Source organism: Snodgrassella sp. CFCC 13594 (assembly GCF_001590725.1).
Taxonomy (GTDB): Bacteria; Pseudomonadota; Gammaproteobacteria; order Burkholderiales; family Neisseriaceae; genus Snodgrassella.
Genome location: NZ_LQXR01000022.1, coordinates 15980 through 27165, shown reverse-complemented (window position 1 = coordinate 27165; position 11186 = coordinate 15980). Strand labels below are relative to the sequence as shown.

8 protein-coding genes, 3 tRNA genes and 2 pseudogenes are annotated in these 11186 nt (G+C 48.6%); all 13 read right to left on the bottom strand.

The window, feature by feature from the left end; genetic code table 11:
- Nucleotides 1–38: 38 nt before the first annotated feature.
- Nucleotides 39–112: transfer RNA gene (locus A2F46_RS10570), tRNA-Thr, on the bottom strand.
- 18 nt (nucleotides 113–130) lie between these two features.
- A tRNA-Gly gene (locus A2F46_RS10565) sits at nucleotides 131–204 on the bottom strand.
- A 44-nt stretch (nucleotides 205–248) separates the two neighbouring features.
- Nucleotides 249–332, bottom strand: a tRNA-Tyr gene (locus tag A2F46_RS10560).
- A 110-nt stretch (nucleotides 333–442) separates the two neighbouring features.
- Nucleotides 443–697 carry a YfhL family 4Fe-4S dicluster ferredoxin gene (locus A2F46_RS10555; RefSeq protein WP_066570266.1) on the bottom strand — a complete coding sequence of 85 codons (255 nt, stop codon included), beginning with the start codon at nucleotides 695–697 and terminating at the stop codon, nucleotides 443–445.
- Nucleotides 698–790: 93 nt separating this feature from the next.
- A complete protein-coding gene (rsmD, locus tag A2F46_RS10550) occupies nucleotides 791–1351 on the bottom strand; it encodes a 16S rRNA (guanine(966)-N(2))-methyltransferase RsmD (protein ID WP_369796338.1) in 561 nt (186 codons plus the stop codon).
- 74 nt (nucleotides 1352–1425) lie between these two features.
- Nucleotides 1426–3721: pseudogene (gene topA, locus A2F46_RS10545) on the bottom strand (type I DNA topoisomerase).
- Between the two features lie 145 nt (nucleotides 3722–3866).
- Nucleotides 3867–4325, bottom strand: coding sequence for a DUF494 family protein (locus A2F46_RS10540; RefSeq protein WP_066570261.1), 459 nt, complete (start codon nucleotides 4323–4325; stop codon nucleotides 3867–3869).
- Nucleotides 4326–4337: 12 nt separating this feature from the next.
- Nucleotides 4338–5494 (bottom strand): annotated as a pseudogene (gene dprA / locus A2F46_RS10535) (DNA-processing protein DprA).
- Between the two features lie 347 nt (nucleotides 5495–5841).
- Complete coding sequence (ruvC, locus tag A2F46_RS10530; protein WP_066570259.1) at nucleotides 5842–6399, bottom strand: crossover junction endodeoxyribonuclease RuvC; 558 nt, start codon at nucleotides 6397–6399, stop codon at nucleotides 5842–5844.
- A gap of 502 nt (nucleotides 6400–6901) precedes the next feature.
- Complete coding sequence (gene murU / locus A2F46_RS10525) at nucleotides 6902–7603, bottom strand: N-acetylmuramate alpha-1-phosphate uridylyltransferase MurU (RefSeq protein ID WP_066570256.1); 702 nt, start codon at nucleotides 7601–7603, stop codon at nucleotides 6902–6904.
- Complete coding sequence (rarD, locus tag A2F46_RS10520; RefSeq protein ID WP_066570274.1) at nucleotides 7600–8529, bottom strand: EamA family transporter RarD; 930 nt, start codon at nucleotides 8527–8529, stop codon at nucleotides 7600–7602. The genes murU and rarD overlap by 4 nt, the downstream gene beginning before the upstream one ends.
- A gap of 121 nt (nucleotides 8530–8650) precedes the next feature.
- The gene (locus tag A2F46_RS10515; protein ID WP_066570271.1) at nucleotides 8651–10033 is read right to left on the bottom strand and encodes a PilT/PilU family type 4a pilus ATPase; all 1383 of its coding nucleotides are present in this window, start codon (nucleotides 10031–10033) and stop codon (nucleotides 8651–8653) included.
- A gap of 24 nt (nucleotides 10034–10057) precedes the next feature.
- Complete coding sequence (locus tag A2F46_RS10510) at nucleotides 10058–11098, bottom strand: type IV pilus twitching motility protein PilT (protein ID WP_066570255.1); 1041 nt, start codon at nucleotides 11096–11098, stop codon at nucleotides 10058–10060.
- Nucleotides 11099–11186: the final 88 nt, after the last annotated feature.

Genomic DNA, 11186 nt, shown 5'->3' with positions numbered 1-11186 from the left:
GCTACTTCCTATCTAAAGACTTAACAGTTTAAAAAGAATGGTGCCCATGGCAGATTTGAACTGCCGACCTCTCCCTTACCAAGGGAGTGCTCTACCCCTGAGCTACATGGGCGAATTATAAAACATCCATTGGAGCGGGTGAAGGGAATCGAACCCTCACCGTAAGCTTGGAAGGCTTCTGCTCTACCATTGAGCTACACCCGCTAACTTACTCAAATCTGACAGTACTCCAAGTAAGACTTGAATTTTGGTGGAGGGAGAAGGATTCGAACCTTCGAAGCTTACGCAACAGATTTACAGTCTGCCCCCTTTGGCCGCTCGGGAATCCCTCCAAAAGAGAACGGCATGGTACTGGAGGCATAACATGTCGTCAAGCGCTTTGGCTATTTTTTTTAAGTCACCTTAGCAAATACTTGTTTCTGTTTGGCTTATCTAAAATCGTCTATTCTTTTTCCGCCATCAACTTTTCATATTTGGCTTCCAGCTCGGCCTCCGTCTCCGGATGGACTTCATCGATTAAAATACAATCAACTGGGCATACCTGCTGGCATTGAGGCTCATCGTAATGGCCAACGCATTGTGTACAGCGATTCGGATTAATCTCGTAGATTTCCTCACCCTGATAAATGGCATCATTGGGGCACTCAGGCTCGCATACATCGCAGTTAATGCACTCATCAGTAATCAAGAGTGACATCGCTCTTCCTTTGCTTTCAACTCAAATTCAAAACCGTAATTTTGAATTATAACACTAAATTCAAATTCTTCTGTGTCCAAGCACATTTACGCTTCAGGCAACCTGACACAATACAAAACGGCTCATACCAGACTTGCCTTCCTTCAGAATCATCCATGATGGCGGCAATTCAGGCAATCGTTCTGCCTCAACGTATACACGCGCAAGCTTTTCTAAATGAGGCCCAATCCGATCAAACAAAATCGGCCACTCTGCCCATGCATAGGGTGGGTCCAAGAACACCACATCAAATATCTGAGCTGATGCATTCAAATGCAATAATGCCTCTCCACAAATAACGTTTATTTTCTGAAAATTCAATTTATTAACATTATCCTGTAACGCTTTAGCCACGATGCGATTGGCCTCCACCATCACCACGCTCATCGCATGCCGTGACGCCGCTTCCATCCCCATGACGCCGCTACCTGCAAATAAGTCCAATACGCGCAAACCAGTCAAATCTTGGCCCAGCCAATTGAATAAACGCTCACGTACACTATCCGCCGTGGGGCGCAAACCCTCAGCCGTGGGGAAATCGATTTTTCTGCCTCGGTGTGTACCCCCAATGATACGCACTTGATTATGGTGTCGTTTGTGCATGTTTTGATCCAAAAAAAACTTTCAGGCAACCTGAAAGTTTTTAAAATGATTATTAGCCCACTCTCCGAATAAAATTTCAGGCAGCCTTATTCGCCTTTGGGTGCAGGTGGCTCAATCTGCTCGGCGTAGCCACACTCTTTTTGCGGACAAACTTTTTCAGTGCCGCGCCGTTTCGTGGTTTTAATGGTCAATAACGGCCAACCACACTTCGGACAAGGTTCATTGATGGGGGGATTCCACACTGCGTAATCACAATCTGGGTAAGTATTGCAGCTATAAAAAAGCTTGCCATACCGGCTCTTACGCTCAATCAAATGCCCCTTATGGCATTTCGGGCACTCAATGCCAGTGTCTTTAGGCTTTTCTAAAGGTTCAATGTATTTACATTTGGGGTAATTACCACAACCAATAAATTTGCCATAACGCCCGCGTTTATACACCAATTGACCACCGCATTTAGGGCACTCACGACCTTCTACAACAGTAGGTTCTTCAGCTGCCTTGGCCGCTTCTTCCGCTGTTTCATTGACATTACGCGTATAGTCACACTCAGGATAACCCGAACACGCAATAAATCGGCCTCTTTTGCCAAACTTAATCTGCAACTGATGCTGCCCACACTTGGGACAAACCTCATCCAAATTTTCTGCCGTCAACTCTGCGCGCGGAATGTCTTCTTTGGCCTTAACCTCTTTATCAAAACCCTTCCAGAATTGCTGCATGACTGGTTTCCATTGCCGCTTACCGTTGGCAATATCATCCAGCTGATCTTCCAGTTTGGCAGTGAAATTGTAATCCACGTATTGACCAAAATGCTCGGTCAAAAATTTATTCACCACCTCCCCAGTTTCCGTGGGCAAAAAGCGTTTTTGCTCCAACGTAACATACTCACGGTCTTTCAAAGTGGAGATAATACTGGCATAGGTAGATGGCCGACCAATCCCATATTCTTCTAAAGCTTTCACCAAGCTCGCTTCAGAATAGCGCGGCGGTGGCAAAGTAAAATGTTGATCGCCATAGATTTTATCTACTGGTAGCACATCCCCTTCAACCATTTCAGGTAGCTTTTTGCTGTCTTCATCGGCATCAACATCATCCACACCTTCTTCATACACACTCAAAAAGCCTGCAAACGTTTGCACTTGCCCAGTTACCCGGAACACACCCTTACCCACCACAATATCCACAGTGGTGGTATCGAATTTTGCTGGGGCCATTTGACATGCTACTGCTCGCTGCCAAATCATTTGATAAAGCTTAAATTGCTCAGCCGTCAAAAATGGCTTCACCGCTTCGGGCGTGCGGTAAACCGACGTTGGCCGAATGGCCTCATGCGCCTCTTGCGCATTTTTAGATTTGGTTTTGTATGCCTTGGCACTGGACGGCAAATAAGCCTTGCCGATTTTGTGCTCAATAAAATGACGGATTTCCACCACAGCCTCATCCGACAAATTCACCGAATCGGTACGCATATAGGTAATTAAGCCCACCGCACCTTGCCCCACATCAACACCTTCATACAGTTGTTGTGCAGTACGCATGGTGCGATCTGTGGTCATGCCCAGTTTGCGTACCGCTTCTTGCTGCATGGTGGAAGTGGTGAAAGGTGCGGCGGGGTTTCGGCTGCGCTTTTTCTTTTCTACTTTGCTGACGCGCGCATCTTGACTAGCCAAACCATCAACAATGATTTGCTGACGTGCTTCATCTGGAATATCAAACTGCTCCAGTTTCTGCCCTTGCCAATGAGTCAGCTTAGCAGTGAATTTGGTGCGTGACTTATGGCTATCCAAATGGACAGTCCAATATTCCTGCGCCGAGAAAGCACGGATTTCGTTTTCACGCTCGCAGATCAGCCTTAAAGCAGGACTCTGCACCCGGCCGGCCGACAACCCGCGTCGAATTTTTTTCCACAGCAATGGGGATAAATTAAACCCCACCAAGTAATCCAATGCACGACGAGCCTGCTGCGCATCCACCAAGGTTTGCGACAGTTCTCGTGGATGAGCAATCGCGTCCAAAACCGCTTTTTTGGTGACTTCATGAAACACCACACGCTGCGGCTGTAGGTTTTTCAAACCCCGCTTGGACTTCAAAATTTCCTGCAAATGCCAAGAAATGGCTTCACCTTCCCTATCCGGGTCAGTTGCCAAATATAAATATTCCGCTTCTTTGGCAGCCGCCACGATAGCATCCACATGTTTGGTGTTGCGCGCCACCAGCTGATACTTCATGGCGAAATCGTGTTCGGGATCCACAGCACCACTTTTGGGCACCAAATCACGCACATGGCCATAAGATGCCAAGATTTCATAATCCCCGCCCAAGTATTTCTTCAGTTTTTGCTTTGGAAGGAGACTCAACAATGAGTAGGTTTTTTGCCATTTATTCAGGCTCTTATCTTTATTAAATTAATTCGTGTATATCAAGATTTGACCACAAAACCGCCGAATCAAAAAGCTTTCAGGCTGCCTGAAAGCTTTTTTGTCTCAACGTATTAGCAGTGCATCAGCGCCGCTTACATTGCCATCTACTGCATTACCGCTTCGCCATTGAGTGCGGCCATCAATTCATCACCAATCAATACAGGCAACTCAGATTTGTGTGCCCACAACACCAGCAAAGCCAATACTTTGGCATGATCAACGGTGATGTCTTCATAAGGCAAACTCATTAAAGCATTCAAGACAAACTCGCGCTGCTCTGGATTTAAAGCGCCGTTTTGCTCGAGGAAATGCAACAATCCATGCACTTCCACCGGCAACGCATCCAACTCTTCCAAGCAATACACGCGCATCCCCGTGCTCTGACGCAGACTTTCAGCGGGTACCAGTGGCTTGTGTTTCAATACATCCAAAAAAGTAAGCGCATCACCAATTTCTTCATCGTCAAAACCCACTTCTTCCAAAAGCTCGCCCAAATCTTCACGCGGGGGACAAGCATCGGCATCTTGAAAGTTTTCGATTAAAAACGCAATCACATCAATCATTTTGGTTTCCTTTCAAGATTTAATCCGTTGAAAACGGCCGCCAGGTAAGGCCTGCACCCATCCAGCAAGCTCCAATGCCACTATTTCAGCATACACATCTGCCGCCGTCATGCCAAGCATTGTGACCAATTCATCAGGGTGAACCGCATCAAAACCCATTTGTTGCAACACGTACTGCGCGTTATCGGTTGATGAACCATCACCACGGGCACCATCAGACAGCCTAGAGCGTGCATCCTCATTAGTATGATTCGTATTTACCACCCCAAATGGCTGCATAAATCCATTTTGCAAGAGCGATGGGCATTCTTGCAAAATATCATCTAGATTTTCCACCAATTTTGCCCCTTGCTTAATCAAAGCATGACAACCTTTGCTTAGCGGGTTATCAATAGAACCCGGCACAGCCATCACCTCGCGTCCCATTTCTGCTGCCAACCGTGCGGTAATTAGAGAGCCAGATTCCGTAGCCGCTTCCACTACCAATGTGGCTACCGCTAGCCCCGCAATCAACCGATTACGTCGTGGAAAATGGCCAGCCAGTGGACGTGTACCCAAAGGAAACTCCGATACCACACAGCCATGTTGAACGATCTCCCCCGCCAGCTTCTTGTTGCGTGATGGATACACCCGGTCGATGCCGGTGCCCCACACGGCCACAGTGTGACCACCACCTTGCAATGCGCCTTCATGGGCAGCCCTGTCTATACCATCAGCCATGCCGGAGACAACGACAACACCATGCTCTGCCAATACACGGGCAAAATCGCGGGCAATCCGCATTGCCTGCGGCGTGGCATGACGGCTGCCGACAATGGCAATGGCGGGTTGTTGCAAACAGGCAATTTGCCCACGTACAAACAACAGCGGTGGCGGCGTGAGCCCTTCACTCAATAACGCGGGATAGCCTTCATCGGCCAACAAACACAGATGAGCATCAGCAAAACGACTTTCCCAATCAAAAGCCGCTGTGGCGGCACGTTGAGCTGACGCCCCCTTCCATTCCGCTTCGGTCTTGGATTTTGCCCACAAAGGCCGCACGGCGCAACGGGTGCCGATAAGGCGGCCGTTGCCGAACCAAAATGAGCCAATAAACGCAAAAATGTTTCTGCGCCCACATACGGCGTTAACGCCAATTCCACCCAAGCACTGCGCTCCCGTGCATCCATAACTTGCTCCCATCGAATTGGGTTGCCGGTGCGTTTATTATTCAGGCAGCATGAGTTTGGCTCAAGTCTTTTGTCATACTGAATAAATGATCGATGCTTGCGATAGGCTGTTTGATGGTAGCTAAAGCCGCTTGCCGACAGAAAATCACCATCTCAGGTATATCATAAGGCAGTTTTATGGCGACAATCACCACAATCCATATGGCAATCTACATTATCAATGCCTCAGATTGGATGAGTCTCATCAATGACCAGTATAGGGGGATGCGCAAAAAATCATCAGATAGGCTGCCTGAAACGGGTCAAAATGAGCAACACGCCAATGGTTTACGCCGCAAATTTGACCATTATTGTCGTTTTTCTTCAACAAAGCGCCCAGCTTTAACCGTCAACCCTTGTTGAATCTGCCCAGCCAAACTGTGATTGCGCAAGGCATGAGTCAATGCCACGGCCAAAGCATCCGAGGCATCTGCCTGGGGCACCCCAGATAAGGCCAACATGTGCACCACCATGTGTTGTACCTGCTCTTTAGCGGCCTTACCTTTGCCCACCACCGCTTGCTTGACTTGCAGGGCGGTGTATTCATAGACAGGCAGCTGCCGCAAAGTCAAGGCGGCAATGGCAGCGCCGCGGGCCTGCCCCAACATCAGCGTGGCGGCCGGATTCACGTTCACAAATACCTGTTCAATGGCGGCTTGCTGCGGTCGATAAGTGGCGATGACCTCATCCAGGTTTTCAACAATCACGGCAATGCGTTCAGCCAGCGGTGATTTTGGGCGTGTCTTAATGCAGCCAGAAGCCACATAAATATGTTGGTTGCCACCCACCACATCCACGATCCCAAATCCGGTCACACGGCTGCCCGGGTCCACTCCCAAAACACGCACTGTACATTGCCCGCTCATGAATCAACTTTCCCATACCATGCCACATTCATTTAATCGAACCAACCAACTCATTGAAAATAAATTTATTTTCACAACAATGGCCAGCACGACAGCATCAAATTTTGCGTTTCTGTGACTATTTTACGCACGCAGTGCCGTTGGTGTTGACACTGGTGATTAAGGTCATCCATCGATACAACGCCACCTGTACAAACATTTATGCGTTTATGGTATTCACGCCAATGAACCAGAGATAAAACCCTTATTCAACCAAACCAACCAATATGCCCATCAACACTGACACACAAAAGTAAGGCTGCTTGCTTCTCAGAAGAGATGGATTGGGTTGATAACATTAGCGAGCAATACAGTTTTGTGCGTGTCTCACGCTGCCATCTTCACCTCAAGGCACTCAATAAGGCCAGCTAAATCGTGGACGCCATAATGGTCGCTGCCGCTACACGCCAATCTGTTCAACCATGGCCACATAAATACGCTGGCGCGTTGGCAACCACCAGCATCATAACCACCCTTTTTTTACCCACTCATTGGCTTCTGCCAATCTGTCCACCGTGCCCACATCCAACCAGTGTCCATCATGCCGTTGCCCAGCCACCTTGCCCGCATCCATGGCTTGGCGCAACAAAGGTGCCAACTTAGCGGCCTGATGCGGCGGTGTATCGACAAACAATGAAGGCTGATAAATCCCCACGCCGCTGAACGTCAATGCTTCCCCTGCCACATCATGCGAATGGACGGCGCCATTGTGCATCAAGGCAAAATCACCACGGGGATTGTGTGTCGGATTGGGCACCAGCCACAAATAAGCCAAATCCGCCCCACCTTGCATTTGTTTGGCCAGCACAGGGGCTGCCTGAAAATCGATATTGGTTAACACATCGCCATTGATCACCAAGAATGGTGCTTCGCCCAGTAAAGGCAGTGCGGTGGCTATCCCCCCTGCCGTTTCCAAACCAGTCTTCCCTTCCGGTGAGTAGTGGAGATGCACACCATAATCACGACCGTCACCCAAGACTTCTTCAATTTGCTGGCCCAACCATGCATGATTGATGATCACATCTTGAAAACCGGCTGCTTGCAAACGGCACAAATGGTGCCCAATCAACGGCATCGAGCCCACTTTCAACAGCGGCTTAGGGCACACATCGGTTAGTGGGCGCATGCGCTCACCACGGCCCGCAGCCAAAATCATGGCTTTCATAGTTTCACTCTCCGATAGCGATACCAACTGCCCCACACAAACAGCAATACACCCATCCACACCCACACATAACCCACAAAGCGGCTGCCTGAAAAAGCCTCATGAAACACCAGCAATCCCAAACAAAATTGCAAAGTAGGTGACACATATTGGACCACCCCGATGCCAGCCAAACTCATGCGTTGCGCGGCTGCGCCAAACATCAATAGCGGCAACGTTGTCACCACGCCTGAACCCACCAACAGGGCGATCTGAATAGCATTGAGCTGCTGCCATACCAACTGGCCTTGCTGCGACTGCCACCACAGATATCCAACCGCCACCGGCAACATCAACAATGTTTCCAGTGCCAACCCAGGCAGAGCAGACAAAGGGGCCTGCTTGCGCAGCAGCCCATAAAAGCCAAAGCTGATACTCAATACCAATGCCACCCAAGGGATATGACCAGCCAATATCGCCAGCCACAGCACGCCCACCATCAACAAGACCACCGCCGCCATTTGTACGCGTAACAGTCGCTCACCCAAAAAAATCCGCCCTAATGCAATACTGATTAATGGCGACATAAAATAACCCAAACTGGCCTCAATCACATGATGGTGGGTAATCGCCCACATATACATCAGCCAGTTGATGCCCAACAACAAAGCAGAGGCGCCAAATACCCGCCACGTTTGCGGTTGCCTAAGAGCGCTTAACAACAGTGGCCATTGGCGCAACAGCAAAAGCAAAAACACAGCAAAGACCGAAGACCACACAATACGCTGCGACAAAATTTGTGACGCAGAAATAGGGGCGCTGAGCAAAGGATACCAATAAAGAGGAAATAATCCCCACATCACATAACAGCCTAAACCATACAGCAACCCTTGACGCTGACGGCTGAACTGATTCACGGATTGTGGTTGGCGAGCAGTGCCAGACATGAAATCACCTTGAGTACATGGGCAAGATGCGCAGCTTACCGTTTTTACCAGACAAAGAGAAGCCGCTACACAAAGCAAAACCGCCAGCAGGCGGTTTTGCTTCACATCAGCCAATTCTGCATCAAATCAGATTCAGATCATCAACGCGATCGAAAATGTGCTCGGTTTGTCGTCCTTCTTCATACAATTTAATACGCAAGCGCAAATCATTCACAGAGTCAGCCTGACGCAATGCTTCGTTGTAGTCGATGATCTCATCACAATACAAGTGGAATAAATCCTGATCGAACGTTTGCATGCCATCGCCTTCGGCTTTGCCCTGCAAAGCCTTCATTTCTACCAGCTGTCCTTTGAAAATATAATCCTGCATGGCCGGGGTATTAATGAGCAAGTCAATAATAGCGCGACGGCCAGAGCTGTCTTTTTTTACAGTAAGCCGCTGCCCAATGATACAAACCAGATTCAAAGCCAAATCCATCAATAATTGTTGATGCCGCTCTTCTGGGAAAAAATTGAGAATACGTTCGACAGCTTGGCTGGCGTTATTAGCGTGGATGGTGAAGAAACACAAGTGCCCAGTTTGTGCCAAATTCATGGCATATTCCAGACTCAAAGCATTGCGCACTTCGCCCACGCACACCACATCAGGCGCCTCGCGCATGGCACTTTGCATGGCATTGTCCCAACTCAAAGTATCGATCCCAACTTCGCGATGAGTAACAATACTTTTTTTAGGGTGGTGTATGTATTCAATCGGATCTTCAATGGTCACAATGTGGCCTGCCGCATGTTCATTGCGCCAATCCAACATAGCGGCCTGAGAAGTCGATTTACCGGAACCGGTTGGGCCAGCCAGAATAATCAAGCCACGCGGTTTCATAGACAAATCTTTCAGTGCTTGCGGCAAATACAACTCGTCTACAGTGGGAATCTCGGTAGTAATACGCCGCATCACCATGCCAATACGACTTTGCTCATGATAGGCGTTTACCCGAAAGCGCACCCCGTTTTGGGCTTGCAGCGCGTAATTAAGCTCCAAATCTTGCGCAAATTTGATTTTTTGCGCGGCGTTCATCGTCGATAACACTATTTTGGCCGCTTCTTCGGCCAGTAATGGTTTTAATGGCGCGGGCGTCAATACGCTATTGATCTTAAACGCAGGTGGAAAATCAGTACTGATGAAAATATCAGATGCGCCCACACGCAATGCCTCTACCGCCATTTTTTCCAATAACGGGTGCGGCTGAACGGGTGCTGCCAACCCTTCTCTTTTGGCAGCGGCCGACAGGGTGTGCTCTTCAGACACACTTTTTGCAGTAATTGGCACTGCATCCACGCGACCCCTGGCCGGCGTGGGTACTTCAGCCGCCGCAATCGGTTCCGTCACTTCAGGTTCAGATGGCGCAGGCGATGCAGCCCGAGTTTCTTCCGGCGCCTTGTATTGATTCACCATATCAGACAGCAAATCGGTTAAATCCGGACTAGGAGGCGGTTCTTTAATCATGGCCATCTATTTTCTCCCTTAATCTCAAGACAATTGATCTGGATTGGCTGCTTTGGTTCGCGCGGCCTCTAAACTGATGCGATTTTGACGCACCAATGCTTGCAGGCTTTGATCCAATGTTTGCATGCCAAAATTTTGACCGGTCTGCAAGGCAGAGCCAAGCTGGGCAATTTTATTTTCACGAATCAAATTACGCACCGCAGGTGTACTAATCATAATTTCATGGGCAGCCACGCGACCATTGCCATCTTTGGTTTTTAACAAGGTTTGTGAAATCACTGCTCTTAAACTTTCAGAGAGCATAGAGCGAACCATTTCTTTTTCGCCCGCAGGGAATACGTCCACAATACGGTCAACGGTTTTGGCTGCACCCGTGGTGTGCAAAGTCCCAAACACCAGATGCCCTGTTTCTGCTGCGGTCAGCGCCAAACCGATGGTTTCCGGGTCACGCATTTCCCCCACCAAAATCACATCTGGGTCTTCACGCAGAGCGGAACGCAATGCGTTGGCAAAACTGAGAGTGTCTTCATGCAACTCGCGCTGATTCACCAACGCTTTTTTACTTTGATGAACAAACTCGATGGGGTCTTCAATGGTTAATATGTGCACAGGATCGGTATTGTTGATGTAATCAATCATGGCCGCTAGGGTTGTGGATTTACCCGAACCGGTTGGCCCGGTAACCAACACCAACCCACGTGGGTATTCAGAAATGCGTTGAAAAATACGCGGAGCTTGTAATTCTTCTAATGTCAGTACTTTGCTCGGAATAGTACGGAATGCCGCCGCAGGGCCGCGTTCGGTGTTGTAAGCATTGACACGAAAACGCGCTACATTGGGCAACTCAAACGAAAAGTCGGTTTCCAGATTCTGTTGGTACTCTTTGCGCTGGTTATCGTTCATGATAGAGGCAATCATTTTGCCTACTTCTTCATCACTCATGTCAGGCAAATTGATACGGCGAATATCCCCATTCACCCGTATCATCGGTGGCAATCCAGCGCTTAAGTGTAAATCTGACGCCTTGTTTTTAACCCCGAACGCCAACAGATCGGTTATTTGCATTTTGCCTCCCTAAAAGCAACTGCGTTCAATTCGCAGGAAAATAGCTTCAATTCTAATCAACTCTTGAATGCATTTGAACCAAAAAATT

Excerpts from the sequence above, each read along its gene's own strand:
- A2F46_RS10555 (WP_066570266.1), bottom strand. The coding sequence starts at position 697 with ATGTCACTCTTGATTACTGATGAGTGCATTAACTGCGATGTATGCGAG.
- A2F46_RS10540 (WP_066570261.1), bottom strand. The coding sequence starts at position 4,325 with ATGATTGATGTGATTGCGTTTTTAATCGAAAACTTTCAAGATGCCGAT.
- ruvC (WP_066570259.1), bottom strand. The coding sequence starts at position 6,399 with ATGAGCGGGCAATGTACAGTGCGTGTTTTGGGAGTGGACCCGGGCAGC.
- murU (WP_066570256.1), bottom strand. The coding sequence starts at position 7,603 with ATGAAAGCCATGATTTTGGCTGCGGGCCGTGGTGAGCGCATGCGCCCA.
- rarD (WP_066570274.1), bottom strand. The coding sequence starts at position 8,529 with ATGTCTGGCACTGCTCGCCAACCACAATCCGTGAATCAGTTCAGCCGT.
- A2F46_RS10515 (WP_066570271.1), bottom strand. The coding sequence starts at position 10,033 with ATGATTAAAGAACCGCCTCCTAGTCCGGATTTAACCGATTTGCTGTCT.
- A2F46_RS10510 (WP_066570255.1), bottom strand. The coding sequence starts at position 11,098 with ATGCAAATAACCGATCTGTTGGCGTTCGGGGTTAAAAACAAGGCGTCA.